This window comes from Nocardia rhizosphaerae, assembly GCF_042650365.1.
In the GTDB taxonomy this organism is placed as follows: Bacteria; Actinomycetota; Actinomycetes; order Mycobacteriales; family Mycobacteriaceae; genus Nocardia; species Nocardia rhizosphaerae.
Genome location: NZ_JBHSBA010000015.1, coordinates 125246 through 151779, shown reverse-complemented (window position 1 = coordinate 151779; position 26534 = coordinate 125246). Strand labels below are relative to the sequence as shown.

33 protein-coding genes are annotated in these 26534 nt (G+C 69.6%); 16 read left to right on the top strand and 17 right to left on the bottom strand.

Annotation, left to right across the window (positions count from 1 at the left end):
• Positions 1–163: 163 nt before the first annotated feature.
• The 3 genes from ACFOW8_RS22865 (at position 164) to ACFOW8_RS22855 (ending at position 2372) form a co-directional block, all read left to right on the top strand.
• A complete protein-coding gene (locus tag ACFOW8_RS22865) occupies positions 164–766 on the top strand; it encodes a DUF2637 domain-containing protein (protein ID WP_378553466.1) in 603 nt (200 codons plus the stop codon).
• 156 nt (positions 767–922) lie between these two features.
• Entirely contained in the window at positions 923–1942 is a 1020-nt protein-coding gene (locus ACFOW8_RS22860; RefSeq protein WP_378553463.1) for an Acg family FMN-binding oxidoreductase, read from the top strand.
• The gene (locus tag ACFOW8_RS22855) at positions 1926–2372 is read left to right on the top strand and encodes a CBS domain-containing protein (RefSeq protein WP_378553461.1); all 447 of its coding nucleotides are present in this window, start codon (positions 1926–1928) and stop codon (positions 2370–2372) included. The genes ACFOW8_RS22860 and ACFOW8_RS22855 overlap by 17 nt, the downstream gene beginning before the upstream one ends.
• A 187-nt stretch (positions 2373–2559) precedes the next feature.
• On the opposite strand, the gene ACFOW8_RS22850 is transcribed toward ACFOW8_RS22855, so the two are convergent.
• Entirely contained in the window at positions 2560–2820 is a 261-nt protein-coding gene (locus ACFOW8_RS22850) for a DUF1918 domain-containing protein (RefSeq protein WP_378553460.1), read from the bottom strand.
• A 193-nt stretch (positions 2821–3013) separates the two neighbouring features.
• Between ACFOW8_RS22850 and ACFOW8_RS22845 the strand changes: the two genes are divergently transcribed.
• Positions 3014–3925, top strand: a complete 912-nt coding sequence (locus tag ACFOW8_RS22845) for a universal stress protein (protein ID WP_378553458.1) — start codon at positions 3014–3016, stop codon at positions 3923–3925.
• A gap of 40 nt (positions 3926–3965) precedes the next feature.
• On the opposite strand, the gene ACFOW8_RS22840 is transcribed toward ACFOW8_RS22845, so the two are convergent.
• Both ACFOW8_RS22840 and ACFOW8_RS22835 read right to left on the bottom strand, forming a co-directional pair.
• The gene (locus ACFOW8_RS22840) at positions 3966–5300 is read right to left on the bottom strand and encodes a wax ester/triacylglycerol synthase family O-acyltransferase (protein WP_378553456.1); all 1335 of its coding nucleotides are present in this window, start codon (positions 5298–5300) and stop codon (positions 3966–3968) included.
• 163 nt (positions 5301–5463) lie between these two features.
• Positions 5464–6261, bottom strand: coding sequence for an SAM-dependent methyltransferase (locus tag ACFOW8_RS22835; RefSeq protein WP_378553454.1), 798 nt, complete (start codon positions 6259–6261; stop codon positions 5464–5466).
• 304 nt (positions 6262–6565) lie between these two features.
• Between ACFOW8_RS22835 and ACFOW8_RS22830 the strand changes: the two genes are divergently transcribed.
• The 5 genes from ACFOW8_RS22830 to ACFOW8_RS22810 all read left to right on the top strand — a co-directional run bounded on the left by ACFOW8_RS22830 (position 6566) and on the right by ACFOW8_RS22810 (position 11610).
• On the top strand, positions 6566–7693 hold the full coding sequence (locus ACFOW8_RS22830; protein WP_378553452.1) for an AI-2E family transporter: 1128 nt from the start codon (positions 6566–6568) through the stop codon (positions 7691–7693).
• Between the two features lie 204 nt (positions 7694–7897).
• Positions 7898–8548, top strand: a complete 651-nt coding sequence (locus ACFOW8_RS22825) for a fasciclin domain-containing protein (protein ID WP_378553450.1) — start codon at positions 7898–7900, stop codon at positions 8546–8548.
• Between the two features lie 122 nt (positions 8549–8670).
• A complete protein-coding gene (gene sigK, locus ACFOW8_RS22820) occupies positions 8671–9318 on the top strand; it encodes an ECF RNA polymerase sigma factor SigK (RefSeq protein ID WP_378553448.1) in 648 nt (215 codons plus the stop codon).
• Positions 9315–10025 carry an anti-sigma factor gene (locus ACFOW8_RS22815; protein WP_378553446.1) on the top strand — a complete coding sequence of 237 codons (711 nt, stop codon included), beginning with the start codon at positions 9315–9317 and terminating at the stop codon, positions 10023–10025. The genes sigK and ACFOW8_RS22815 overlap by 4 nt, the downstream gene beginning before the upstream one ends.
• 46 nt (positions 10026–10071) lie before the next feature.
• Complete coding sequence (locus ACFOW8_RS22810; RefSeq protein ID WP_378553444.1) at positions 10072–11610, top strand: molybdopterin-dependent oxidoreductase; 1539 nt, start codon at positions 10072–10074, stop codon at positions 11608–11610.
• 57 nt (positions 11611–11667) lie between these two features.
• On the opposite strand, the gene ACFOW8_RS22805 is transcribed toward ACFOW8_RS22810, so the two are convergent.
• Positions 11668–11958, bottom strand: coding sequence for a hypothetical protein (locus ACFOW8_RS22805; protein ID WP_378553442.1), 291 nt, complete (start codon positions 11956–11958; stop codon positions 11668–11670).
• 293 nt (positions 11959–12251) lie between these two features.
• Between ACFOW8_RS22805 and ACFOW8_RS22800 the strand changes: the two genes are divergently transcribed.
• Positions 12252–12875 (top strand): GDSL-type esterase/lipase family protein, encoded by a 624-nt coding sequence (locus tag ACFOW8_RS22800; protein WP_378553439.1) that lies wholly within the window; start codon positions 12252–12254, stop codon positions 12873–12875.
• Between the two features lie 33 nt (positions 12876–12908).
• Here ACFOW8_RS22800 and ACFOW8_RS22795 read toward each other — a convergent pair whose 3' ends face one another.
• The 9 genes from ACFOW8_RS22795 to ACFOW8_RS22755 all read right to left on the bottom strand — a co-directional run bounded on the left by ACFOW8_RS22795 (position 12909) and on the right by ACFOW8_RS22755 (position 16899).
• Positions 12909–13484 (bottom strand): alkaline shock response membrane anchor protein AmaP, encoded by a 576-nt coding sequence (locus tag ACFOW8_RS22795; protein WP_378553438.1) that lies wholly within the window; start codon positions 13482–13484, stop codon positions 12909–12911.
• A complete protein-coding gene (locus ACFOW8_RS22790) occupies positions 13481–14017 on the bottom strand; it encodes a DUF6286 domain-containing protein (RefSeq protein WP_378553436.1) in 537 nt (178 codons plus the stop codon). The genes ACFOW8_RS22795 and ACFOW8_RS22790 overlap by 4 nt, the downstream gene beginning before the upstream one ends.
• On the bottom strand, positions 14014–14328 hold the full coding sequence (locus tag ACFOW8_RS22785) for an Asp23/Gls24 family envelope stress response protein (protein WP_378553434.1): 315 nt from the start codon (positions 14326–14328) through the stop codon (positions 14014–14016). Before ACFOW8_RS22785 ends, ACFOW8_RS22790 begins: the two co-directional genes overlap by 4 nt.
• On the bottom strand, positions 14325–14513 hold the full coding sequence (locus tag ACFOW8_RS22780; protein WP_378553432.1) for a hypothetical protein: 189 nt from the start codon (positions 14511–14513) through the stop codon (positions 14325–14327). Before ACFOW8_RS22780 ends, ACFOW8_RS22785 begins: the two co-directional genes overlap by 4 nt.
• A gap of 1 nt (position 14514) precedes the next feature.
• On the bottom strand, positions 14515–15000 hold the full coding sequence (locus tag ACFOW8_RS22775) for an Asp23/Gls24 family envelope stress response protein (protein WP_378553430.1): 486 nt from the start codon (positions 14998–15000) through the stop codon (positions 14515–14517).
• Positions 15001–15074: 74 nt separating this feature from the next.
• On the bottom strand, positions 15075–15413 hold the full coding sequence (locus ACFOW8_RS22770; protein ID WP_378553428.1) for a hypothetical protein: 339 nt from the start codon (positions 15411–15413) through the stop codon (positions 15075–15077).
• A gap of 3 nt (positions 15414–15416) precedes the next feature.
• A complete protein-coding gene (locus ACFOW8_RS22765; protein WP_378553426.1) occupies positions 15417–15788 on the bottom strand; it encodes an Asp23/Gls24 family envelope stress response protein in 372 nt (123 codons plus the stop codon).
• Positions 15785–16345, bottom strand: coding sequence for an Asp23/Gls24 family envelope stress response protein (locus tag ACFOW8_RS22760; protein WP_378553424.1), 561 nt, complete (start codon positions 16343–16345; stop codon positions 15785–15787). Before ACFOW8_RS22760 ends, ACFOW8_RS22765 begins: the two co-directional genes overlap by 4 nt.
• Positions 16336–16899, bottom strand: a complete 564-nt coding sequence (locus ACFOW8_RS22755; protein ID WP_378553423.1) for an RNA polymerase sigma factor — start codon at positions 16897–16899, stop codon at positions 16336–16338. The genes ACFOW8_RS22760 and ACFOW8_RS22755 overlap by 10 nt, the downstream gene beginning before the upstream one ends.
• 160 nt (positions 16900–17059) lie before the next feature.
• Between ACFOW8_RS22755 and ACFOW8_RS22750 the strand changes: the two genes are divergently transcribed.
• From ACFOW8_RS22750 to ACFOW8_RS22740, 3 genes are all read left to right on the top strand, one after another.
• On the top strand, positions 17060–17941 hold the full coding sequence (locus ACFOW8_RS22750) for a nitrilase-related carbon-nitrogen hydrolase (RefSeq protein ID WP_378553421.1): 882 nt from the start codon (positions 17060–17062) through the stop codon (positions 17939–17941).
• A 149-nt stretch (positions 17942–18090) separates the two neighbouring features.
• Positions 18091–18954 carry an SDR family NAD(P)-dependent oxidoreductase gene (locus ACFOW8_RS22745; RefSeq protein WP_378553419.1) on the top strand — a complete coding sequence of 288 codons (864 nt, stop codon included), beginning with the start codon at positions 18091–18093 and terminating at the stop codon, positions 18952–18954.
• A 25-nt stretch (positions 18955–18979) separates the two neighbouring features.
• Positions 18980–19486: a nuclear transport factor 2 family protein gene (locus ACFOW8_RS22740; RefSeq protein ID WP_378554642.1), complete on the top strand. Its 507-nt coding sequence runs from the start codon at positions 18980–18982 to the stop codon at positions 19484–19486.
• 22 nt (positions 19487–19508) lie between these two features.
• On the opposite strand, the gene ACFOW8_RS22735 is transcribed toward ACFOW8_RS22740, so the two are convergent.
• A complete protein-coding gene (locus ACFOW8_RS22735; protein ID WP_378553417.1) occupies positions 19509–20270 on the bottom strand; it encodes a glucose 1-dehydrogenase in 762 nt (253 codons plus the stop codon).
• Between the two features lie 230 nt (positions 20271–20500).
• On the opposite strand from ACFOW8_RS22735, the gene ACFOW8_RS22730 reads away from it, so the two are divergent.
• Positions 20501–21628: a serine hydrolase domain-containing protein gene (locus ACFOW8_RS22730; protein WP_378553415.1), complete on the top strand. Its 1128-nt coding sequence runs from the start codon at positions 20501–20503 to the stop codon at positions 21626–21628.
• Positions 21629–22130: 502 nt separating this feature from the next.
• Here ACFOW8_RS22730 and ACFOW8_RS22725 read toward each other — a convergent pair.
• A complete protein-coding gene (locus ACFOW8_RS22725) occupies positions 22131–22691 on the bottom strand; it encodes a hypothetical protein (RefSeq protein WP_378553413.1) in 561 nt (186 codons plus the stop codon).
• Positions 22692–22761: 70 nt separating this feature from the next.
• Here ACFOW8_RS22725 and ACFOW8_RS22720 point away from each other — a divergent pair, with 70 nt between their 5' ends.
• Entirely contained in the window at positions 22762–23010 is a 249-nt protein-coding gene (locus ACFOW8_RS22720) for a hypothetical protein (RefSeq protein WP_378553411.1), read from the top strand.
• A 734-nt stretch (positions 23011–23744) separates the two neighbouring features.
• Here ACFOW8_RS22720 and ACFOW8_RS22715 read toward each other — a convergent pair.
• Positions 23745–24170, bottom strand: a complete 426-nt coding sequence (locus ACFOW8_RS22715) for a hypothetical protein (protein ID WP_378553410.1) — start codon at positions 24168–24170, stop codon at positions 23745–23747.
• A gap of 537 nt (positions 24171–24707) precedes the next feature.
• Between ACFOW8_RS22715 and ACFOW8_RS22710 the strand changes: the two genes are divergently transcribed.
• Entirely contained in the window at positions 24708–25856 is a 1149-nt protein-coding gene (locus ACFOW8_RS22710) for an acyl-CoA dehydrogenase family protein (RefSeq protein ID WP_378553408.1), read from the top strand.
• 18 nt (positions 25857–25874) lie between these two features.
• Here ACFOW8_RS22710 and ACFOW8_RS22705 read toward each other — a convergent pair whose 3' ends face one another.
• Positions 25875–26486 (bottom strand): TetR/AcrR family transcriptional regulator, encoded by a 612-nt coding sequence (locus ACFOW8_RS22705; RefSeq protein WP_378553406.1) that lies wholly within the window; start codon positions 26484–26486, stop codon positions 25875–25877.
• Between the last annotated feature and the right edge of the window lie 48 nt (positions 26487–26534).

The following is a 26534-nucleotide window of genomic DNA, read 5'->3' as shown; positions in this document are numbered from 1 at the left end:
CGTGGGCCGGGCGGCGAGTGGCGGAGATCCACCGTTTGCTCGACACCGGTCCGCTACCGGCGACCCCACTCCGGGACGAAGTCGTCGGGACGGTGCCGTGTCATGTCCGTACTCTGTTGAGTGCCTGCATGTTTGGCAGCCATTGCCCGTAGGATGGAGACCGATGGACCACCCGGACCCTTTCCCCCGCCCTGTTCCGTTCACGGTGCCGAAGCTGCTAGTGGGCTTAGGGTCGGCGTTGGTCGTCGCGGCGGCGATCGCCTCGTTCGCGTTCACCTCCCCGCTCGCGCAGGCGACCGGCGTTCCCGATCACCTGGCGTGGTTGTGGCCGGTGGTCGTCGGACTGACCGTCGCCCTGCTCGCCTGCACCTTCATCACGCTGGTCGGGATCCGCGACGAGAAGGCCACGTCGCTGGTGCGGGTCTACGAGCTGCTGCTGGTCGCCGCCGTGCTCGCGAGCGTCGCGGGGAACATGCTCGCCCTCTCCCGTGATCCGCTGGCGATGGGAACACTGGAGACGGCCATCGTGATCTCGGTGCCCCCGCTGTGCCTGATGATCTGCGTCGGCAACTATCTGCTGCTCGCCGCCGTCGTTCCGGTCCGGATCGTCGCCACGATCCGGGAGGACGACTGGCGGCTGCGTGTCCTCGGCATACCGCCGGCTCCCGGACCGGCGAAGGACAGCGGCAGCGGCAGCACCGCCTGGTGGGACCAGCACCGTACCGAAGCACGAACCCCCACCGCGGCACCGCCGGTCCGCAAGTAGACCGGGCCCGGCCTGCGGGACGCGGACCACCTCGCCGCCAGGAAACACGACATCACCGGCGTACCACGCGTACGCCGGTGATGCGGGGCCAACGGCCCGACTGCTCGGGACCAACGGCACCTTCGCCGGGGCTCTACCTCGGCATACGGTCGGATCATGGACACAGGACCGACCGGAGAGGTCATCGAGAAGGCCGTCCGCCTGGCCGGCCGGGCACCGTCACTGCACAACACCCAGCCGTGGCAGTGGACGTTCGACGGGCACACCATGTACCTGTTCGCGGAGCCGCGGCGCATGCTGCCGTCGACCGACACCACCGGTAGGCAGATGGTGCTGAGTTGCGGGATCGCGCTCGGACACCTGCGGGTGGCACTGGCGGCGGAAGGCTGGCGGTGCGACACCGATTACGCCCCCGACCCGAACCGCCGTACTCACCTGGCCACCATCACCTTTCATCGGGCCGAGCTCGTGACCGACGCCGATCGGGTCCGCGCGGACGCGATCTCGCGTCGCCACACCGACCGGCACCCGTTCGCGGCACCGCCGGATCGGACCGACCTCGCGACCGTCCTGTGCTCGGCCGTAGACCCCGGCGACGCCACCATCGACGTGCTGGCCGATACCGACCGTCCCGGTCTGGCCGAAGCCACCCGCCTGACAGCGGCCCAGCGCCGATACGACGCGGGATATCAGGCCGAGCTCCGGTGGTGGACGGGACACACGTTCCCCACAGCGGGTGTCCCCGCGGCCGCGTTGCCCTCCCGCGCCGAGAACGCCGGGGTCGGTATCGATCGCGACTTTCCTGGGAGTCCGGAAACGCCGGACAGCCCGCAGGACGATCACGCGCTGGTTCTCGTCCTCGGCACCAGCGAGGACACACCGGCACAGCTGCTCCGGTGTGGTGTGGCGATCTCGACGGTGCTGCTGGAATGCACCCTGCTCGGGTTCGCGACCTGCCCACTCACGCATCTCACCGAAGTCCCGCGCAGCCGCACGCTCGTCCGGGAGATGACCGGTCGCGACGTTCGACCGCAAATGCTGATCCGGGTCGGGCTGTCCCCCTTCGCCGCCGACCGGGCAGCCACACCTCGGCTGCCGCTGACCGACATTCTCGACCTCACCACATCTCCCACCGGAAACGGCCACGAAAGGACCAACCATGACCACCGCGCGTGACGTCATGCACCCGGATGTGAAGACCATCGGCGTGCGCGACACCATGGCCGCCGCAGCTCACCGGATGCTCATGTTCGATATCGGTGCCCTGCCGATCTGCGACGGCGAAGGCCATCCCGTCGGCATCGTCACCGACCGGGACATCGCCACCAGGATCGTCGGCGCAGGCGGCAATCCCGCCACCACCACCGCCGGGGAAATGGCGCAGGGCGACGGTCTGTGCACCGTCGATATCGGCGCCGGCATCGACACCGTCCTCGCGGTCATGGAGCGGCATCAGATCCGGCGTCTCCCGGTTACCGAGAACGGCACCATCGCGGGCATCATCACCGAGGCCGATCTCGCCAGGCATCTGCCGGTGCAGGTCGTCGGCGAGTTCGTCGAGGTCGTCTGCGACCAGCACCTGCCCGTCAGCACCGACGAGGCATGATCCGGACCGGACGACCGCCGCCGGTCCCCCACCGCCGACTGCCGAGCAGATCCTCACCGAACGGTTCGCCCGTGACGACATCGAGCGTGACGAATACCTGAACCGTCTCGAAACTCTGCGCGGAACACGGTGGCCCTGGGTGCGGCGCGGCCGACTCCGCCGCGCTGCACCAGGATCTGCCGCCAGGTCAGCCCGGATGTCCTGGCTCGTGTTGCATCGAGGAGAAGCGCGCGGCCGCAACCTCCTCCTCGGCCCGCAGTTCGGCGTCGGACAGGATATAGGCGTCCGGGCCGGGGAAGGTCAGCGCGCGGTGACCGTCGTCGGTCCAGTGCACCATGTACGGCGGGGATCCGTCGGCCGAGTGCACCTCCTCGATGAGCCCCCGCCGGACGGCACCGCCGACGGTCCGCCCTTCGATGATGAGCCAGTCGCCTGGTTTCGCCTGCATGAGCTCACCTCCGTGCTGGTGTGTCGCTTGTCCTCCTCCATGATCCCAAGTCACCTGGCCCGCGCACCAGGGCCGACATCGCCACGTTGGTGTCCTACGGCCCCGCACCTGGGGACCTACGGCCAGCGCGTGCCGCCGCGCCGGATTCCTAGCCTGGATCCACCAGCGCAGCCGCGATCGGAAGGACCGAGCCATGACCACACCGCACCCACGACCGCCCGCCGAGGACCGCACGGCCCCGATCGTCGTCGGGGTCGACGGCTCGGATCACGGCGAAGCCGCCGTACGCTGGGCGGCGCGGAACGCCGCCGCCACGGCTTGCCCCCTGCACCTGGTGCACGCCCTCGATCTCGCCGCCGGCACCGCGTTCGGACCGTTCGACCTGTATGTTCCCCCGGTAACCGCGACCTTACGCACCCGTGGCGCTGCTGTTCTCGACTCCGCCCGCCGCATCGCGGCCGAGGTCGACCCGCGGGTTCCCGTCGAGATCGAGCTCACCGAGGAGGTTCCCGCCGCGGCTCTCATCGCGCGGTCGGCGCACGCGCGGATGACCGTGCTCGGAGCCGAAGGGCACGGCGGTACCCTGCGCCACCTCGGGTCGACCCTGCTCGCCGTCACCGCGCACGGGCACGGCGTCGTGACCGTGGTGCGCAGCATCGACCCGTTGGACCCGCCCGTCGGTCCGGTCGTCGTCGGTGTCGACGGGTCTGCGTTCGGGCAGGCGGCGGTGGAAGTCGCGTTCACCGAGGCGAGCAGACGCGGCGCCGCACTCGTCGCGGTGCACTGCTGGACAGATCTGCGTTTCGAACGGCTGGCGGGTCTGCTCGATGTGGTCGACGAGGACCCCGAGGTCGAGGCCGCCGCCGCGGCCGCGCTGGCCGAACAGCTCGACGGCTGGCCGGAGAAGTTTCCCGACGTACCGGTGCGTACACAGGTGTACCGTCACGGGCCGGCACACCATCTCGTCGAGTGGTCGCGGACCGCGCAACTGGTGGTGGCGGGCAGCCGTGGCCGTGGTGGTTTCCACGGCCTGCTGCTCGGTTCGACGAGCAATGCTCTTGTTCAGCACGCCTTCTGCCCGGTCATGATCGTTCATCCGCGGTGAGGCCGGGTTCCGGCCCCGGCGGGGCCGGGCGGCAGAGGGTTCACCGCGCCAGGGCGAGTAGTTCGGCGATGCCGTGCTCGATGCCCGCGGCGATCAGATCCAGGTCGGGGGTGGAGTCGTAGTCGCCGGTGATGCCGAACGTCAGGTGATCGCGATAGCTCAGGATCGCGATCGTGGTACGCAGGCGCATCGCCAGGGGGATACACGGCCAGATCTCGAGCACGGGACAACCGTCCACTATGAGTTGATCGCGCGGGCCGGGAACGTTGGTGGCCAAGGCGGCGACGCTGCGCTGCGGAAAGTGGCCCGCGAGGCGGAAGGCCCACGCTCCGATGGCGAAAGGCAGGACGTCCGCCATCGCCAGGATCGACCGCTCCGCCTCGGCTTCCCCGCGCACGCGGTGATGTGCGACCCGGTCGTGGACGGCGGCCAGGCGCTCGACAGGATCGTCGAGGTCCACCGGCAGAAACGGCAGAATCGCCGAAACCCGGTTGTCCATCGTGGATTCGGCACCGGTGGCGCGCATGGACACCGGCACCAGAATGCGCAGCTTGCTCGCGTTCGGCTCCTCGCCACGCGCACGCAGGACCGACCGGTAGGCGGCGGTGACAGCAGCAAGGGCGACGTCGTTGACCGTGGTCCCGAACGCGGCATCGATCGCTGCGACTTCGGCCATCGACACCCTGGACACGACGTAGCGGCGCTGCCTGCCGATCGGCCCGTTCAGCGAGGACGGCGCACCGGGCGTGATCGCCGCGGCCATCACGGGAACGAGGCTGCGCAACAGCGAGACAGCGAACCGTGGTGCCGTCACCGGAAGGCGGATTCCCCTGCGCACCCGGTCGACGAGACCGCCGCCCGAACTGCCCATGCCTGGGTCGTTCGCTGGTGCGGCCCCGGTCGTCGGTGGCGGGACGCACAGCTGCTCGAACAGCGTGATTCCCGAGATGCCGTCGACCATGCTGTGATGCGCTTTCACCAGCAACGCCCATCGCCCGCCCGCCAGCCGCTCCACGACGACGCACTGCCACAGCGGATAGTCCCGGTCGAGTCGCTGTTCCAGTTCGGTCGCGATCAGCTCCCGCAGGGCGGGCTCGTCGCCCGGTTCCGGCAGCGCGGTCCAGCGCAGGTGATGCGCGAGATCGAAATCGGGGTCGTCCTCCCAGACCGGAGCGGTCAGATCAAGGGGTATCCGGCGCACCCGCTGCCGCAGCCGCGCGTACCGGTCGACGCGTTCTCGGAGCCATCCGGCGAACCCGGCCCGGCTCGGCGCGGGCCCGGTCATGATCGCCACGGCGCCGATACCGAGACTGACGTGGGGATCGGCGTTCTCCAGTTCCATGAACCCCCAGTCCAGGGGATGCAGCTCACTCATGGTCGACCTCGATGCTGACGTACCCGACCACTCCATCATCATCCCCGCGTGGCTGGTTCGGGACAGTCCAACGCCCTCACTGCGGGGGCCGAAGTGCTGTACCGCGAGGCCCGGAGCCGGGTCCCGGTCGCGGGTTGGTGCCTGCGACCGGGACCGGCGTGGGTCAGGGCTTGCGGGCGACGGCGCCGTAGGCCGAGATCGGTTCGACCCGGCCGACTTCGGCGGTCTCCTGACGCCACTGGGTGATGGAGGTGAAGCCGGGGTCCACCAGCTCCATGCCGTCGAAGACCGCGCGGATCTGCGCCTGCGTGCGCGGGATGTAGGGGGTGCCGCCGGTGCCGGTGTACTCCTCGCACAGCCGCACATAGGCCGGGCTGTCGTCGGTGCCGTCCCACATGATCAGGTAGCTGCCCGAGGGCACCTCGCCGACCACGGTCCGCACGATCCGCAGCAGGTCCTCGTAGGTGCGGGCATGGCCGAGCACGCCCATGAACATCACCGCGATCGGCTCGTTGAAATTCAGGACGTTGCGCGCGTCGGCGACGATCTGTTCCGGCTCGTGGAAGTCGGCGTCGATGTAGGTGGTGACGCCCTCCGGGGTGGTGCTGGTGAGCAGCGCGCGGGCGTGGGTGAGCACCAGCGGGTCGTTGTCCACGTACACGATGCGCGCGTCCGGGTTGACGCTCTGGGCGACCTCGTGCGTGTTCTGCATGGTCGGCAGGCCGGTGCCGATGTCGAGGAACTGCCGGATGCCGTGCTCGCTGGCCAGGTAGCGCACGGCACGGATCAGGAACTGCCGCGACTGCACGGCCATCGTGGAGATATCCGGATCGACGGCCTTACCCGCCTCGCCGGCGACGCGGTCGATCTCGTAGTTGTCCTTGCCCCCCATCCAGTAGTTCCAGATCCGCGCCGAATGCGGGATATCGGTACGGATCAACGGGGTTTGCACATCGGCCATGTGACCGGCTCCTTCACGGAAAAAGTACGGCGGCAGCCGCCCCCGGAGCAGAACCCACCAGCAGCGGCACAGCATCTGATCGGTTGTGACAGTACAAGATTCACATCTGTGGCGTTTGCGAATCCACACGCGGACATCGCCTTCGCACAGTACGCCGCCGCGCGGGCGACGTCATGGCGGTCACACCCCGGCCGGCGACCGGCCGGTCACCCCTCCGCCCACCGCCGATCATGCCAGACTGGCGAGGGTGAGCGGGCCGGAGAGAAAAACGGATGAGAGCACACCGCGGCGGGACCGTGGCGACGTGATCGGCGGTGGGCTGCTGTGGCTGGCCAAGTGGTCACTGTGCGTCGTGGCGATCGCGGCGGGCGCCTGGGTGCTCGGATCGGTGGCCGCCCGACTGTGGGTGGTGCTGCTGCCGGTGACGCTCGCGGTCGTCGTCACCACGATCCTGTGGCCGGCGACGCGCTGGCTCACCGCACGCAAGTTCCCGCCCGCGCTGGCCGCGACGATCACCCTGCTGAGCTTCCTCGCCGTGCTGGCCGGTGTCATCGCCTCGATCGTGCCCTCGGTCGCCGACCAGGCACCCGAGCTCGCCGACAAGGCCACCGCCGGGGTGAACCAGGTCCGTGACTGGATCCAGGGTCCACCGCTGCGCATCCGCGACGAACAGCTCGATTCCGCGGTCGCCGCGATCGTGGACCGGCTGCAGTCCAGCGGGGCGCAGATCGCCGGTGGCGTGTTCACCGGCGTGTCCACCGCCACCTCGGTGCTGATCACCGTGTTCCTGGTGCTGGTACTGGTGTTCTTCTTCCTCAAGGACGGCCCGCGGCTGGTGCCGTGGATGCACCGGGTGTGCGGCGATCGCAGCGGCCGCCATCTCGAAGCCGTGCTGGAACGGGTATGGGCGACCCTCGGCGGCTTCATCAGGACGCAGGCGGTCGTCAGCCTGGTCGACGCCGTATTCATCGGTGCCGCGTTGTTCATCCTCGATGTCCCGTTGGCGCTGGTGCTCGCGGTGTTCACCTTCATCGGTGGATTCGTCCCGATCGTCGGTGCGTTCGTGGCGGGCGCGCTCGCCGTGCTCGTCGCGCTGGTCGGCAACGGGTTCGTCACCGCGCTGATCGTGCTCGGCGTGGTGATCGCCGTGCAGCAACTGGAAGGCAATGTGCTGCAGCCGGTACTGCAGAGCCGCAGCATGGAACTGCACGCCGCCATCGTGCTGCTGGCGATCACCGCGGGCAGCTCGCTCTACGGGATCACCGGCGCGTTTCTCGCCGTACCGGTCGTCGCGATGATCGCGGTGGTGATCCGCTACATCGGCGAGCAGATCGATGCGGCCACGGGGAGCGGGCCCGCGGCCGAAGAACCGGACGCCGAACCCGATGCCGACAAGATCCCGGTGACTCCGGCACCCGACCCAGCCACCTGATCGCGTCCCGGCGACCGCGCCTGCCTACGGCCGGTCATACCGTGTGTCCCGTGGCGACGATGGCATGCGGCGCCGCGCGCACCGATCCGACGTCCGGCGCGAGAAAAGTTCGGATCCGCGGCCATCCGGGTGGCCGATCCAGCCGAACTCCGTGACATCCACTCAGCGCGGCACCTCGCCGCAAGACGGAAGTGACGGACGATCATGCGATACCTGCGCAGCACCCTGGTGACGGCGATGCTCCTCGGCTCGGCACTCGGAGCCGCCGCGTGTTCCTCGGACGAGGCGGCGGATACCACCGCGGCCACGACCTCGGCCACCACAATGACCTCAGCACCTGCCACCACCGACGATGCCGCGTCGGGGCTGGTCGGACCGGGCTGCGCGGAGTACGCCGCCCAGGTACCGAGCGGTCCCGGCTCGGTCAGCGGCATGGCACAGGATCCGGTCGCCGTCGCGGCGTCCAACAACCCGATGCTCACGACGCTCGTGTCCGCGGTCTCGGGGCAGCTCAATCCGGAGGTGAATCTGGTCGACACCCTCAACGGCGGCGAGTTCACCGTGTTCGCGCCCGTGGACTCGGCGTTCGCGAAGGTCGATCCGGCCACCATCGAATCGCTGAAGACCGACTCGGCCACGCTGACCACGATCCTCACCTATCACGTGGTACCCGGCCAGATCGCGCCGAGCGACATCGCGGGTGACCACGACACGGTCGAGGGATCCGCGGTCACGGTGACCGGTTCCGGCGACACGCTGAAGGTCGGCGAGGCGAACGTGATCTGCGGTGGGGTGCGCACCGCCAACGCCACCGTCTACATGATCGACAGCGTGCTCATGCCACCGGCGGCATGAGTCAGGCGATGGCCGCGCCGCCGGGGACCGTAGAGTCGGATCGGAAATTTCCCGGCGGCGCCCATCCACCCGTGCGTGCCTACCGAAATCCCTCTTATGCCGATGCACGCAGGGACCACACCATGACGAACCGTTCCGGCTCAGCACCGATCCGCTTGCAAGCGGTCGCCGATCCGGCGCCGGCCTGTCCGGCCGGCGCCGGGCCCGACCGTGCCGTCCAAGACCGGTTACGCACCTTGCTCGGAGCCGTGGCCGCGGGCGACCGCGACGCTTTCGCCGAGTTCTACCGCGTCACCAGCCCGCGGGTGTTCGGCCTCGCACTGCGGGTGGCGCGCAATCACGGCGCCGCCGAGGACATCACCCAGGAGGTGTTCCTGCAGGCGTGGTCGCTGGCAGGCGAGTACGACACGGCCAAGGCGAGCCCGATCGGGTGGCTGATGATGCTGACGCATCGCCGGGCGGTCGACCGGGTGCGGGCCGAGCAGTCGGCCACCAGCCGCGATCTGGTTTTCGGGCACGCCCATCTCGGCCGTGACCACGACATCGTGGCCGAGGAGGTTTCCCAGCGGCTCGACGAACAGTCGGTCCTGGCCTGCCTGGAAACCATGACCCGGCTGCAACGGGAGGCGGTGGCGCTGGCCTACTACAGCGGGCGCACCTATGCCGAGGTCTCCGCGACGCTCGAGGTGCCGCTGCCCACCGTGAAGAGCCGGATCAGAGACGGATTGAAACGACTCGAGAACTGCTTGACCGGAGGAAACACCCGATGAGTGAGACGGATCGGCGTACCCCCTGGTCCTGGCTCGACGAAGCCTATCCCTATGCCCTCGACGCACTGGACCCGCACCAGCGCCGCGCGGTGGACGACTGGCTCACAGCCGCGGGACCGGAGCGCACCGAGGAATTCCACGCGGCCGTGCGCCGGATCAGGGAAACGCTGGCGGAACTGACCGTTGTCGACGTTGTGCCGCCGCCCGCCCACCTGGAAGCCGCCCTGATGCGGGCCTTGGACCAGCGGTATCCGCCCAGCGGTCACCGGGCCCGTCGGCTGCCGCATCGGTGGCTGGCCGCAGCCGCCGCGGTGCTGGTCGCGGTCGGCGCCGCGGTCGGGATCACTGTGGTCGAGCGGTCGGAGAGCCCGGCGACGATCACCGCGCAGCAGGTGCTCGACCAGCCGGACAGCCGGGAATCCACGGTCGCCATCACCGGTGGCGGCGCGATGACGGTCCATCAGTCCCGCGAACTCGGCGCGGCCGCCGTCTCCTTTCACGATATGCCCGCGCTACCGGCGGACCGCAGCTATCAGCTGTGGCTGCTGCACTCCGGCGCCGACCCGAAGTCGGTCGCCGTCATGGACGGCCCGGCCGCCGTGGTGACCACCGTCGACACCGCCGACACGCTCGCGGTGACGGTCGAACCGGCGGGCGGCTCCGCCGGGCCGACCAGCCCACCGATCGTCAGCATGACCGTCGGCTGACCCGCCCACCGCGGGTCAGCCCGGCACTCACCACAGGAGTGACAGGATGACCCGCGACAGCACCACCCCGGATCAACGATTGCGCCCCACAGCCGCGATGGTCGCGGCGACCGCGGCGGCAGGCACCGTGCTCGGTGTCGGCCACCTGGTGGCCGCCGTGGTGGCGCCTGGTGCCTCGCCGTTCTTCGTGCTCGGCGCCACCGTGGTCGACCACACCCCGAAGTGGTTGAAGGACAGCGCTATCCGCTGGTTCGGCACCAACGACAAGCTGGCGCTGGCCATCACCATGGGAGTGGTCATGGTGATCGTGGCCGCGCTGATCGGGCTGCTCGCCCGCCGCAACGTCGTGTTGGCCGCGGGCCTGCTGGGCGGCCTCGGCGTCGTTGTCGCCTCGCTGGCGCTGCTCAGACCGGTCGCGACACCGCTGTGGGCGGTTCCCGCTCTGGTCGGCGCCGGTGCGGGCGCCGCGGCGCTGTATTGGTTGGTCCGGCGCCCAGCCGCCACGGCGGGCACCGGACCGACCCGGCGCGGTTTCCTGCTGACGCTGGCAGCCGTCACCGCGGGAGCCGCCGCCGCGGGTGCGGCAGGACGGATCATCGGCAACAGAATTCGCGATATCGGCGCGGACCGGTCCGCATTCGTCCTTCCCCGCGTGGCCGCGCCTGCCGCACCGGTCACCCCGGAGATGGACCTCGCGGTGCCCGGCCTGACCCGATTTCGCACTCCCACGGCGGACTTCTACCGGATCGACACCGCCCTGCAACTGCCTGCCCTCACCCGTGCGCAGTGGCGGTTGCGCATCCACGGCCTGGTCGACCGCGAGATCACCGTGGACTTCGACGACCTGCGCGACCGGACCGCGGTCGCCTCGACGATCACCCTCACCTGCGTCTCGAACGAAGTCGGCGGGACCCTGGCAGGCACCGCGACCTGGGTCGGCTACCGGCTCACCGAGTTGCTCGCCGAGGCGGGCCCCGCGCCGGAGGCCGACATGATCCTGTCGCGCAGCGTGGACGGGTTCACCGCGGGCACTCCGCTGGCGGCGGTGCTCGGGAATCCGGACGCGCTGCTGGCCGTCGGGATGAACGGCGTGCCGCTACCGGTGGAGCACGGCTACCCGGCCCGGATGATCGTGCCAGGGCTGTACGGCTACGTGTCGGCGACGAAATGGGTGATCGACCTCGAACTCACCCGCTTCGACCGCGCCAGCGCCTACTGGACCGAACGCGGCTGGGCCGCACAGGCACCCGTCAAGACGGCATCACGCATCGACGTCCCGTCCGCGTTCGCCCAGCTGCCGAGGGGACCGGTCGTCGTGGGTGGTGTCGCGTGGGCGCAGGGCCGAGGTGTTCGCGCTGTCGAGGTCCAGGTCGACGACGGCCCGTGGGAGCGGGCCACCCTCGCCGCTGCCTACTCCATCGACACCTGGCGCCAATGGACCTGGAGCTGGAACGCCACGCCCGGCACACACGCGCTGCGGGTCCGCGCCGTCGACGCCACCGGCACCGTGCAGACCGATGTCAGGACACCACCGTTCCCCGACGGCGCCACCGGTTGGCACTCCAGGGTGGTGACCGTCCGTTGACGCCGACAGCGTGCGTTCGATGACTCGCACCGGACCGCATCGGCGGCGATCCGCAACTCAGTTCTCGAATCGCTCGCCGGAGCCGTGGTCGGTGTCCAGATGCAGAAGCGGCAGCCTGATCACCGTCCACACCGCGAGCGCGGTGGAGGCGAGCACGTGCAGCAGATAAGCCGTGCACACGAGGCCGATGCCGTACTCGGCCATCCACTCTCCCAGCGGAATCAGCGCCACGAGGTCGAAGCCGAGCATCAGGATCGACAGCAGCAGCGCAGGAGCGACCCACGGTGCCACCTCGGGTTCGGCGGCGGGCACGGGTTGGGCGGCTGTCGGGGTGCGGTCGGCGACCATCGTGTCCTCCGGGGGTGCGGTGCGGTTCTGACCGGGACCAGCAACCCGGAAAACGGGTTCCGCTGACTCGTCACATGTTCGGCGCCGCCGGGGGCGCGGATCGGCCGGACAACTGAAAATCTCGCCATCCGCAAACTTTCAGCAACGAACACTGGTCGCCCTGTCCGGCGAAAGACCGCTGACAGCGCGCGACGACGGTCCGACACGGTGCGTACCGGCGCGACCCCCGCTCCGGTGGTGGACGATCGAACGCGCCACCGCGACAACGGGCCATGGGTTCTACGATCGACCCGGTGAGTGGTGATCTACGTGTGTGCTTCTTCGGTGATTCCTTCGTCCAGGGCATCGGGGATCCCGACTATCGAGGCTGGGTCGGACGGGTGCTGGCCGTGACCGGTCCCGACGTGACGGCGTTCAACCTGGGTGTCCGGCGCGACACCTCCGACGACGTGGTGCGGCGATATCGCCAGGAGCTCGACGCACGCACCGTGGCCGACGCCGACAATCGACTGGTGGTGTCCTTCGGCAGCAACGACGCGATCGAGGAGAACGGCCGGGTGCGCGTCGAGCTCTCCCGGTGCGTCGACAACCTCGCCGGCATGATCGCGGAAAGCCGCGACCGGCAGCTGAGCATGCTCGTGGTCGGCCCGCCGCCGGTGCTCGATGCCGGTGCGGCACATCTGGAACGGACTATGAAGATCGCCGCCGAGATGGCCGCGCTGTGCGCCGTCGATGATGTCCCGTTCGTCGACATCACCGCGGCCCTCGCCGCCGATCCGGCCTGGATCGCCGAGGTCACCGCGGGCGACGGCGCCCACCCGGGGCGCGGCGGCTACGAGCGGCTCACCGCGCTCGTGCTCGATGCCGGGTGGCGGGCGTGGCTCGGCGGCCGAGCGGGTCGCCCGGCCGCCCGGTGACCGGACAGCGCCGAGCCCGGCCCGCGCGTCGGGTCAGCGCGTGCGCCCGGCCCTTGCTCGGTCCGCGATCCGAAACTCCGCCGACACCGGCACCGCGGTGAGCTCCAGCGCCGAGCACAGCCGGACGAGCGCGTGGTCGCGAATCCGGCGCCGGAGCTCGGGCAGGTCGGCCTCCGGCTCGACCTCGACGACCAGGTGCAGGTCCGGGGCGGCTGGACCGCCCGTCAACCGAGCCGTCACCGCCCGCACACCCGGATAGGCTGTCACGTCGTCGGCGACTGCGGCCGCTGCTGCCCCGGAGCCGAGCACGGTGTCGCCCCGCTCGCCCGGTCCGCCGAGCCGCCAGGTCTCGTGCTTGGGCAGCCGACCGAACTGCGCCGCCAGCCAGCGCAGTGCGGCGAGGGCGACCACGACGGCGACGGCCAGCACGACGAACTGCACCCACCGGGGCGGGTCGTCGGTGCCTGGCACCAGCGCAGCGCTGGGGTCCACCTGGTCGACCGCGCCCAGGTGCACGGCGAGCACCGCCGCACCACCGGCGACCAGGATCAGGCCGAGGATGCCGAGCACACCACGGTTCAGCCGGGCCGGTCGATTGGCCACTGTCATCGCCGACCTCCCGGTGTCCGTGTGCGCAGACTGGTGCGCAATCTCGGGGTATGCCCCGGCCTGATCCGGTCGAGTCGGGCGCCCACCGCGGTTCCGATCTCCGCGGCGGTCTGCGGCACCGGGTTTCCGGTGTGGCCGCTCACTTGAATTTTCTTGCGACGCAAACGAATTCTGGCCCGCTCCAGCCCGTCGACGCTCTGCGCGGCATCTGCGATCGCGGCCCGCAGGCTGCGTCTGGTGATGCCCGCATCGATCCCGTCACCGGCTTCCAGGGGCACGACCACCCCGCGGCCAGGTGCCACCGCGATCGACAGCAAGATCACGCCGAGCACCACCGCGGCGATGCCGACGGCGAGCACCCAGCCACTGTCCCAGGTCGTGGCGTGCAACCGGGCGGCGAGGCTGTCGTAGGACACCAACTCGGCGCGGCCGGCGAGGCGCTGGACCAGCGACACCACGACGAGAACGGCGACAGTGGCGAGTACCGATGCGACGACGACCGCAGGCACGACGCGGCGTGGACGGCGAATCATCGCACCCTCCGCTGCGCGGTCTGCGCGACCAGCGCGGTCACCTCGATCTCGACGAACGGCACCGCGAGGCCGGTCAATTCGGTGACCCGCGCGATCAGATGACCCCGGCACTGTTCGGCCACCCGGGCGACCGGACTCGGATACCGCACCGGCAACCGCACCCGCAGGCCCGCCGAGGTCCCGGCGACCTCGGCGTCGACCCGCACGTCCGGGACGACGCCGTCGACTTCGGCCGCGGCCGCGGCCGCGATGCGCCGGACCGCGCGCTCGCCGACCGTCGTCCGCCCGGGTAGCTCGACCGCGGCGGTCATCGTCTGCCCCGATCCTGGGCCGAACGAACCAGCTCGGCCAGGTCGATCGTGTCGTCGAGCCAGCGGCCGATCAGCAGTCCGAGGCCACCGAAGATCAGCACGACGGCGAACGCGCCGAGCCCGCCGAACGCGGCGGCGAATCCCAGCGACAGGCCCATGGCCAGACAGATCGCGGTGGCACTCATATCACTGCACCCGGTCGCGGGACGGCTGCTCGGTGTCGTCTTCGATATAGACGTCGTTGACGTTGATGTTCACCTCGACGACTTCCAGACCGGTCATCTGCTCGATCGCGGTGATCACGTTGCGGCGCACCGCCTTCGCGAGTTCGGCGATGGAGACGCCGTACTCCACGACGATCTCGAGATCGACAGCGGCCTGCGTCTCACCGACCTCGACCGAGACACCCTGGCCGATGCTGGAGGAACCACCGGGAATGCGGTCGCGGAGCGCGCCGATGGCGCGTGCGGTACCGCCGCCGAGGTCGTGCACGCCACGGACCTCCCGCGCGGCCAGGCCCGCGATCTTCTGCACGACGGTGTCCGCGACGGTCGTCGTGCCCTGCTCGGTGGCCAGCGCTGACCCGCGATCGGTCGCGTTGCGGCCTGCCGCGGTCTTCTCGACGGTCTTGGTGTTCTCGACGGTCTTGGTGTTCTCGACAGTGGTGCTCATGTTGTCTCCCGATTGTGTTGTGCTCCAACGACGGACGATCTGACATCAAGTAGGACACCGGCGGGCCCGGAACCTCACGGCCCACGATCGTGATCTGGGTCGCATCCGGTGGACACCGCGTCGGCGTGCAGCGCGACGACATGCACCCGCACGCTCGCCTCGGCCCACGCGCTGCCGGCGAGCCGCGGCCGGATCGCCGCGGCTATCCGGTCGGTGAGGGCCGACAGCGGCAGTGACGCCGCGACGATCCGGATCTCCACTCCGTGCGCGGCGAGGTCGACAGCGAAACGGTAGGGCTCCCACGGCAACCAGCGGCTGGGACGTACCCCCATCGGCACCGCGGGATGAACGTCGGGCAGCTCGTCGAGCACGGCGACGATGCCCGCGAGCAGGTCTTCGGTTGCTGAGTTCACGGGTCACCTCGGGTCGATGTCGAGCACGGAGATCGTCACCGAATCGACCTGTTCACCGGTCGCGTCCGCGACAGCCCGGACGACCGCGCGTTGGACGGCGCGGCCCACCCGCACCACCTCGGCGTCGCTCGTCAGCGCGAGGTCGATCTGCACGGTCAGCCTGCCCTGCGCGCGGCGCACCCGGACACCGGCGGTCGGCGCGGTGGGCAGCCCGCTCCACAGCTGGCTCCCGGCCCCCGCGTAGTGACCGAGCACCCCGAGCACACCGGGCTCCAACCGGGCCACGCCCGGCACCCGGACAGCGGTCGCGGCGGCGACGGCGGCGATCACCGGGGTGCCGACGACGAGCTCGGCGTCCAGGCCAGGTCCGGTCACGTATCCTCCTCGTACAGGTCGGCGACCACGATGTCGAGGCGGACGACGCGCACGCCGATCCGAGCGCTCGCCGCGGCGTGCACTCGCTCGCGAACCGTCGCGACCAGGTCCTCGATCCGGTGCGCGGCATGGCGCACCGCGACCGTCATCGACACCGCGAGACCGTCCGTACCGTCGTCGCCGTCGACGCCGCGCACCCGGCAACCCCGGGCGCGTACGCCGTCGACGGTATCGGCGGCGTAGCGCAGCACCACCGCGACCGCCTCCGCGCTGACCTGGACGGAGCCGGGTTCGGTGGTGTCCACGGTGAGCGCCCTGCCCCGCCGGACGTCGGCCCGTACCGCGGACATGATCCGGCCGAACAGATCGGGCGGGGGTGGATCCGGCTCGTCGATCAGGGCACGGGTGGCCCCGCGCAGCGTCAGCAGGCTCTCGCGCGCTGCCCGGCAGTCAGGGCACCGTTGCTCATGGGCGTCCGGCTCGGCCAGCCGCTCCCACATCTGTTCGACATCGCGCCCGCACGGCAGCAGGTAGTCGTCGTCGGTGGTCATCGCCATGGTTGCATCACCTCTGCCAGTTGCGCACGAGCCCGGGCGATCCGCCCGCGTACCGCGGTGTTGTTCGCGCCGACGATCTCGGCGATTTCGTCATAGGACCGGCCGTGCACTTCCCGCAGCAGCCAGCACGCGCGCTGCTGCGGTGTCAGTTGTTGCAGGGCGTCGGTCAGGGCGGCCAGCTGGCTGCTGACCTCGGTCGCGTGGTCGGGGCGGGTCTCGGTCCGGGTCGAGGCCGTGGTCTCGGGATCGAGATCGGCGGTCGGGCGGCGCCCGCGCAGCATGTTGAGGCACCGGTTGGTGGTCATCCGGTACATCCAGCCCGCGAACGCGGCGTCGTCGTGCAACCGGGTCAGGCTGCGCCAAGCGTTGAGGAAGACCTCCTGGGTGACGTCCTCGGCTTCGGACCGGTCGCCGAGCATTCTCGCCGCGAGCCGGAACATGGGCCCCTGGTAGCGCAGCACCAGTTGCTCGTATGCCCGTACATCGCCGTCACGCGCCCGTCCGGCGAGGGTCGCGTCGTCCAGCGTTGCCTCGGTCGCCGGTGTCGTGGTCACACCGCACCTCCTCCGCCAGTACTCGATGAATGGACACGGTGCGTGGGCAGAACTCACGCAGATTATGCGGTGATCGTCGTCTCATCCGTGGCTGCGTGAGGTCCGGGAGTGTCGGGTGTCTTTCCTGATGCACGGTGTCACAGCGGGAACGAGGAGAACCATGTCGAGCAGGGTGCGGGTGGCGGCGGTGCAGGCCGAGCCGAAGTGGCTGGACCTGTCCGCCGGAGTGGATCAGGTGATCGCGTGGATCGAGGCCGCGGCGGACCAGAACGCGCGCCTGGTCGCCTTTCCCGAGACGTTCGTGCCGGGGTTCCCGTGGTGGATGTGGCTGAGTTCGGTCGCCTGGGACGACGACATCCTGGCCAGGTACCGGGCCAATGCGATGACCGTGGACGGGCCGGAGCTGCGGGCCGTCGGCTATGCCGCGCGACGTCGGGGTGTGTACGTGTGTCTCGGCTTCGCCGAGCGCGCCGGGAACCAGGTCTTCATGTCCCAGGCGATGATCGACGACCAGGGCGGGTTCGTGGTGTCCCGCAAGAGTGCGCCGACCTCGGTGGAACGCACGGTCTTCGGCACCGCGCCCGGACGTGATCCGCTGATCCGGGACACCGCGCTCGGCCGGATCGGTGTGCTCGGTGGTACCGACCACCTGCGCACGGCGGTGCGCGAGAACATGCGAAGGGCCGGAGCCGGCATCCACATCGCGTCCTGGCCCGGCTTCACGATCTACGCGGGGACACCACGGATGCCGGGGCCGGACGTCAGCACCTCGATCACCCGCGGCTACGCCAGAGCGAGCGGCGGCTATGTGATATCCCCGACCGCGGTAGTGCCGGTGACCGGCTGGGAGGTCGTCGACGCCGACCGCCGCAGGCTGCTCCGTGGTGGCAGCGGCGTCGCCCGCATCCTCGGCCCCGATGGTCACGACCTCGCTGTCCCACTCGACGACCGCACCGACGGGCTGCTCGTCGCCGACCTGATCGTCGCCGACGCGGGCGGGCGCCGTGCCGCGGGCGAGGAGATGGCCCGCGCCCTCGTCTGAGCGGCAACGCGCGCGGTGGCGACCGACGTAGTTCCGGTTAGTCCAGAAGCTCCCGGTCAGTGGACCGCGGGCGCCCTTTCGATCCCGACGCCGGGTTACCTGGGTGCGACGTGGACCACAGGGGTCCGCGACAGCGGAGGGAGCCGGGGATGGGATCGGGTTCGGAACGGATCGTCGTGGTGACCGGGGCCAGCCGCGGCGCCGGGAAGGGCATCGCGACAGCGCTGGGGGCGACCGGGGCGACGGTGTATGTCACCGGGCGTACCCGCAACGAAGGCGACGCCACGCTGCCGGGCACGGTGTACGCCACCGCCGAGGAGATCACCCGCCGCGGCGGCAACGGTGTCCCGGTGGTGCTCGATCACGGTGACGATACCCAGGTCGAGGCGCTGTTCGAGCGGGTACGGACCGAGCACGGGCGGCTCGACCTGCTGGTGAACAACGCCTTGGCGCTGCCGGACGGGCTCACCGACAAGGGCCCGTTCTGGGAGAAGCCGCTCGGCCTGCTCGACCTGCTCGACGTGGGGATGCGCTCGACCTACGTCTCGACCTACTTCGCGGCGCCGCTGCTGGTCGCCGACGGCGGTGGGCTGGTGGTCAACACCTCCTCGTTCGGCGGCACCTGCTACATGCACGGCCCCGCCTACGGCGCGGGAAAGGCGGCCGTGGACAAGATGGCACACGACATGGCCGTGGATTTCCGCCCGGCGAACGTGGCGGTCGTGTCGCTGTGGATGGGGCTGCTCACCACCGAACGCACGCTCGCCGCCTTCGCCGCGAATCCCGGCGCCTACGACGGCCTCGCCGCGACCGCCGAGTCGCCGGAATTCGTCGGCCGGGTCATCGACGCGCTCGCCCGTGACCCTCAGCTCATGACCAGGACCGGCAGGGTGCTCATCGGCGCCGAGCTCGCCGTGGAGCTCGGCGTCACCGACACCGACGACAGGCAACCACCGTCGCACCGGCCGATGCTCGGAAACCCGCCGGAGTTCTCCGCCGCCGTGATCGACTGACCGCGCACCGCACGACCAAGGAGTGATAGTGGACGACCTCGCCCAGCGCATCGACACGATCGAGCAGATCGCCGAGATCGAACGCCTCAAATACCGCTACTGGCGCGCCTGCGACGCCAAGGACCCGAAGACCTTCCGCGAATGCTTCATCCGGTCCGGTGCCCGCATCGACTACGGCCCACTCGGCGCCTTCGACGACGTAGAGCCGATGGTGCGGATCTTCACCAGGATCGCCCTGCACACCGTCGACGGCAAGCACACCGTGCTGGACATGCACCACGGCATGCACCCCGAGATCACCCGCACCGGGCCCGAAACCGCCATCGGCCGTTGGACGTTGCGTTTCCGTCAGCTCAACCTGATCGAACGCACCGAAACCCTCACCACCGGCGAGTACGACGACGAGTACGTGATCGAGGACGGCCGGTGGCGGATGTCGAAGTGCCACTTCACCCCGACCTGGTCGCTGACCCGTCCGCTCCCCGCCGACGCGGTGATCGTCGAAGGCACCTTCGCGGAGGTGATGCCGTGACCTGGGTGCCGCACTCCGCGAGTTACCCGTTCACCCGCACGATCGGGGGGCCGGCGGTCCAGCCGCCGTCGACGGCCAGTTCGGCGCCGGTGGTGTAGGAGGCGGCGTCGCTGAGCAGGTAGGTCACCGCGCCGGCGAGTTCGCCGGGGTCGCCGACCCGGCCCAGCGGGGCGTTCGGGAAACCACCGTCCGCCGGGCTGATTCCGGTCGGGGCGGTCATCGGGGTGAGGACCATGCCGGGGTGGACCGAGTTCACCCGGATCCGGTCACCGGCCAGCTCGATCGCGGCCACCTTGGAGAGTCCGCGCACGCCCCACTTGGCCGCGCCGTAGGCGCCGGTGTGGGCGAGACCGACCAGCCCGGCGGCCGAGGAGATGTTGACGATCGAGCCGCCGCCCGCCGTGCGCATCGCGGGCACCACCGCGCTGATCCCGATCTGCACCGACACCAGGTTGACCTGGATGACCCGCTGAAAGGTCTCGAGCGGCTCCTCGACCATCGGCACCCCCGACGCGGTGACCCCGGCATTGTTGACCAGGCCGGTGAGTGACCCGAAAGCCTCGACCGCCGTTTCCACCGCGCGCTGCCACGACTGCGGGTCGGTGACATCGAGGTGTGTGAACCGGGCGCGCTCCCCCAGTTCCTTCGCGACCGCCGTGCCTTCCTCGGCCAGGAGGTCACCGATCACGACGCTGCCGCCCGCGGCGACGATCCCGCGGGCGAACGCCGCGCCGAGTCCGCGGGCCCCACCGGTGACCAGCACGACTTTTCCCGAAAGATCCATTTTCAGATTCCTCTCACGTTGTGGCCTGTCGCCCGCACGTTACGACCGGAACGGCCGGGGTTCCGGTGGGCGTTCCCGGTCATCGGGACGCTCGCGCGGTTGTGAGGTCACCCGGCGTCCGACAGCCACTCCTTGTGGATCGCCGTACCGGGTGCGAGACTTGTCCGCCCTCGAGTCAGCATGGATCCGTCGACCGGACCGGAAACCTTCCCCGACAGGAGACTTCGCCGATGCGCACCGCCCGACGCACGATCGTCACCGCAGCAGGCCTCACGGTCGTCGCGCTGCTCGCCACGCCGCAGCCCGGCGCCGCGGCCGAGCAGATCCGGTGCGCCGCACCAGCGGCAGGGCAGGAGCCCCAACTCCGCGATCCCGGCGAGGTGGGGATGGATCCGGCGGCAGTGGACGAGGCCATCCGGTTCGGGATGGGGGCCGGTGCGCACACCGTGCAGCTGTACCGGCACGGCTGCCTGGTCGGCGCCGAGTCGGTGACCGGATCGGTGCCGATGCCGCTGTTCAGCGCCAGCAAGGGGGTCACCGCGGTCGCGGTCGGCCGGGCGGTCACCCTCGGCCTCTTCGGTATCGACGACCCGCTGGGCCGGTTCTTCCCCGACGCCGACGCGGCGCACGCCGCCATCACGGTGCGGCAGGTGCTCAACCAGACCACCGGGCTGCAGTTCAGCTGGGCCGGCGACATCACCGCGACCGAGGGCAATGTCGAGCAGGCGCTGTCCGCGACACCGGAATTCGCGCCGGGAACCACGTTCCAGTACGCGCAGAACGTGCTCGGCCTGCTCCCGGCGATCATCGAGCGGACCAGCGGCGTCGACTACCAGCAGTTCGTGCAGGACGAGCTGATGGGCCCGCTCGGGATCGAGCGCGCGGACTGGATCTGGCTGCGCGGCCGCGACGACCTGACCTCGGTCGCGGGCGGGCTGTCGATGCGGCCCACCGATCTGGCCAGGTTCGGCGAACTGCTGCTGCGCGGCGGAAGCTGGAACGGCCGCCCGCTCGTCGACCCCGACTTCATCCGGCAGGGCACCACCCCGACCGCGGCCAATGGCGGCTACGGGTTCCTGTGGTGGCTCAACTCCGGCGAGACCTACCGTGGCGTGAACGTCCCCGACCCCGTCCACTACCAGCACCGGGTGTTTCCCGGGCTACCCGCGGACGCCTACGCCTTCGCCGGCGCGCTCGGCCAGTTCGTCGTGATGATTCCCAGCCGCGACCTGGTGATCGTCCGGATGGGTGTGCCGACAACGGTCGACCCGAACAACCTCACCGCGGCCCTGACCAGCACCAGCAACCCCGACAACGGCATTCTGTTCGGCAAGGCCGTTGCCGCGATCGTCGACTAGGTCATGTCTCCCAATAAGCTTGAGCCACTCGACGGTCAGGGCCATGACGATCCGACCCGGTAGGTGCAGGCCAGCTTGTCGTAGCGGGTCGCGACGCCGCGCCAGTGTTTGGCCTCGTTGAACGCCCTCTCGACCACATTGCGGCCCTTGTAGACACCGGAGTCGAAGCGGGGCGGGCGTCCACCTCCACGCCCGCGGCGTTTCCGGTTGGCGACCTGATCAGACCGTTGCGGGCGGTGGCCCGATGGGCTTTGGTAGTCAACCCACCGCGAGACCGGCCTATCCCGTGATCAGCCGGCTCATACTCACCGTCCGGGCCGGCACGGTCGACCTGACGGCGACCACGGTCGAGCCGGAGCACGTGGCGGCGAAGCGGACCACGCGCGGTGGTTTGCTCAACCGTCCGCGTGACGGAGACCTCGCCGTTCTCGAGGCCGCCCTGGACGGGTAGCTGGGTCGCGCGTCATGCACGACGGACTGTGTCGGGACCGTTGTGCGATGGTCACCGATAGCTGTAAGCGAAGGGATCGAGGTCGTCGAGATTCTGCTGTGCCAAAGCGGAATTGGCTTGCGCGGCCGCGGTCGCGGCTCCGGCGGCGGCTCCCGCCCCCGCACCGAGGCCGCTGCCTACAGCGGCGGTGATCGCGGTGACCGGAACGGCGCCAAGCGCCGCGACGCCGACTCCGAGACCGGCGCCGGCCAGCGCACCCGCGCCGGCTCCCGCGACCGGGCCGATCACCGCTCCGGCCGCGCCTCCGACGGACCCGCCGACGACGGTGCCGATCATGCAACCGACAATGGGCACGGGCGTTCCGGCGATGCAGCCGACCGTCGCACCGGCGGTCGCACCGATCGGCGGACCGATGGCCAGTCCCGCCGCGGTACCCGCTGCCGCGCCGATTCCGGCACCGGTCGCTCCGGTAGCCGCCGCTGCGGTCGCACCGATGCCGACGCCGACCCCGGTACCGATGAGCGCGCCCTGCGCGGCGCCATTGGCCGCGCCTTCGGCTGCGCCCTCGACCGCCGCCGCACCGATGAGGTCACGTCGGCGTTGGTCGACCAAGGGCTGGAATTCTGGGTCGATGATCGGTGCCTGCTGGGACTCGGGTGCGCCCGGCGCAAAGTCGGGGAAGTTGACCGGCGCGCTGGGTTGGCGCGCAGGCGGTGCCGCCGCGACGTCCGGGGCCGATGCGGACACGACGGGCATAGCTTCGACGGGAATCGAACCCGGACTGGCGGCGGCGACGGCGACGGCCGGGCCTGCGACCATCATGGCCAGCACGGCTGTCGCCGAGGTTGCGATCGTTGTGATTCGTGAGGACATTGTTTCGCTTTCTGGTTTGATGCACTTCCGCTATAAGAGCGTCGCACTTTTTTATTAGCAACGCAAACTATGTGATATAGAACAACGACGAGGAGCGGTCGAGTGCAGCCGGGATCCGTTATCGAGCCGGTGAATGTGTGACACCACGAAGTCGAGCCGTGGAGCGCTGCGATGCCGAATCCAACCGGCAAAGGCGCAGGAAGTCGGCTCGCCTATCGGCAGGGGTGCACAGGTATCGTCACGCATCGAAAGGAACGCGCCGACGCATCAGCAATTCCGTAAATCGACTGTGGATCACATCACACACAGTCGGGACATTCAGCTCTTGCGACCATGGCAGCGGTGCGCAAATGAAATTGCAGGAGTTCTTGATGTTCGAAGAATGGAAGGTTGGCATACCGGGAATGCGGTGCCACGGCATCCCCGACCGCCGGTCTCCGTCCGGGCGACCGTCCCGTTCCCGTCGCGAGGGCGCGGGTTCGCAGTCCGATGCGTACCGCTTATTCGACCGTTCGGTCGTCAGCGCCGCGACGCCGAGGACGCCCCAGTTGGTCAAGGGCGGTCGATCCGACGAGCAGCCCGGGATACTCATGCCGGTGATCGGGTCCGCCACCTTCAGACCCGCACGGGCTGCGCACGCCGCGAAGGCTCCCACTGACACTCGCCGGTACTCGCATTTACACGGCGCCAACACCCGTGGTGGTGACGGCAGGGTTCCCGACCCGGATGGTGAGTCATGAGCCGGCTGATCGCGGGACAGGCCGTTCATCGGGGCGGGTTGACCACCAAAGCTCATTTGGCGACCGATGGCAACGGTCGTGGTCTGGCGGTGTTGATCACCGCGGGCCAAACCGGTGACTCGCCTATGTTGCCGGAGGTGCTCGATGCGATCGCGGCCCCGAGGCTGGTCGGTGGCCCACCGCGTCGGAACCCGAGCGTGTCCTGGCCGACAAGGCGTATGCCGCGACGGCGAATCGAGCGTTGTTGCGAGACAAGCGGATCAAGACAGTGATCCCGCAAAGGCCCGACCAGCTCATCAACCGGAAACGTCGTGGGCGTTGCGGTGGACGCCCGCCAGGGTTCGATACGGACGCGTACACGGGTCGCAACGTGGTCGAGCGGGCGCAGCACCTCGGCCAGCGCGTCGCGGGCGGGGCGGGGCCGGGTGATCTGGTACTCCAGGGCGTAGTCGTCGAAAGCGTGCACACCTGCGGTCACACAACGGCCGGTCCGGGCCGATTACCCGCCGCCGAGTACGAGCAGCTGCTCGACATTGCGGCGTTCCCTGGTGACCAGGTGATCGAGGCGGAAGAAGGTGTCGAGGAGCTGGGGGCTCGACCGCGGCGGGCCGGATCAGCTCCAGATCGGCGGCCCACGCGTCGATCCTTGCGCTGTCGCGCACCGAGCCTGCCGCGAGGACCGAGCCGACGACGAGCGTTGTCACGCTGGGGACGAGCCCGAGGATCAGCAGCCTGATCCAGACACTCAGGGCGGCGAACATCGCGCCACCATAGACAGCTCCGCGCACCGGTCCCCGGCATCTTCCACAAGGTTTGGCCCGGCCACACGATCCGCCGTCGCATCGGTTGTGCCGGGTACCAGCGAGATTCACCGATCCGCCGGAATCGGGCGGCCGCGAGCGACACCTTCATGCCCGATCCACGAGCCCGCGAGACCGACATCGGGCACTATTGACAGAATGCCAACAGAACGCCCACTCTGGTCCGAGTCCGTCGACGGCAGGGAGAGGAACCGATGACCACCGCAGGCAAGACCGATATCGACAGCGAGCTATCCGACCTGGCCGAACTGGCCCGCACCTTCTTCACCACCACCGTCGCGCCACAACGGGAACAGTTCGCCGAACAGGGCTTCCCGAGCCGGGAGGTCTACCGGCAAGCCGGTGAGCTCGGCCTGCTGTGCATGTCGATCCCCGAGGAATACGGCGGCGGTGGCGGCACCTTCGCCCACGAGGCCGTCCTGTTCACCGAGCAGGTCAAAGGCGGGGACTCGGCCATGCAGCTCGGCGTGCACACCGGCATCGTGCCGCATTACCTGCTGGCCTACGCCTCGGAATCGAACAAGAAGCGCTGGCTGCCCAAGCTCGCCTCCGGCGAATGGATCGGCGCCATCGCCATGACCGAACCCGGCACCGGCTCGGACCTGCAGAACATCGCCACCAAAGCGGTCAAGGACGGCGACGACTACCTGGTCACCGGCGCCAAGACCTTCATCTCCAACGGCCACAACTGCGACCTGCTCATCATCGCGGTCAAAACCGACCCCACCCAGGGCGCCAAAGGCGTTTCCCTGGTCGTCGCCGAAGTCACCGACGACACCCCCGGCTTCGAACGCGGCCGGATCCTGAAGAAGGTCGGCCAGAAGGGCCAGGACACCACCGAACTGTTCTTCGACAACCTGCGCGTCCCCCAGGCCAACCTCCTCGGCGCCGAGGGCGAAGGCTTCATCCAGCTCATGCAGCAGCTGCCCCAGGAACGGCTGATCTGTGGCGTCGCGGCGGCCGCCGCCATCGAGGCCGCCGTCAGCGAAACCCTCGCCTACGTCAAACAACGCCACGCCTTCGGCAAACCCCTGTTCGCGATGCAGAACACCAAGTTCGAACTCGCCGAATGCGCCACCATCGCCGAGGTCGTGCGCACCTTCGTCGACGCGGCCGTGGACAAGCATCTGCGGGGCGCACTCGACGTGAAAACCGCCGCCATGGTCAAGTACTGGACCACCGATCAGCAATCCGCCGTGATCGACCGCTGCGTCCAGCTGCACGGCGGCTACGGCTACATGGAGGAATACCCCATCGCCCGCATGTGGGCCGACGGTCGCATCTCCCGCATCTACGCGGGCGCCAACGAAGTCATGAAAGACCTCATCGCCCGTTTCCTCTGACCGGCACGTCCGCGCCGGTCACCGGGTGATGATCGGGACCAGGTAGGCGCGGGCGAAGGCCGCGAGCTCCGCCGGCGAGCTCGTGGCGATGCCGCCGCCGGGTTGCAGGATCAGCGAGTGCACGATCCGGCAGGCGACCTCCACCCGCGCGGGCAGATCGTCGACGACGGGAATTCGGTTCGCCGCCATCGCTTCTCCGAGAATCTCGGTGGACACCGCGACCGCGAGCACGAACGACGACGCGCCGTCGACGGTGAGCTGCGGCAGGATCCGGTCGGCCTCCAGCGTGAGCAGCCGTTCCACCAGCGGATGCTCCCGCCAGCGGGTGACCACGGTGGTGAACACGTCGACGACGATGTCGTCGACGGCATCGTGGCGCCGTGGGATCTGCCGCAGGTCGTCGAGCAATCTGCGCACCTCGCGCTCGAACACCGCGCTGACGACGTCGTCGCGGGAACCCACTCGCCGGTAGACGGTCGCGCGGTCGACCTCGGCGGACTTGGCGATGTCTTCGACGGTCGTCTTCCGCACACCGACCCGCTCGAACTGGACGAGCGCCGCGTCGAGGATCCGCTCCTCGACCGCATCGATGCCTGACGAATCTCCCGAGGTCGTCGCGGTGGAAAGCACAACCCGACGGTAGCAGGCCACACCCAGCCACCACCGAGCGAATTCTCC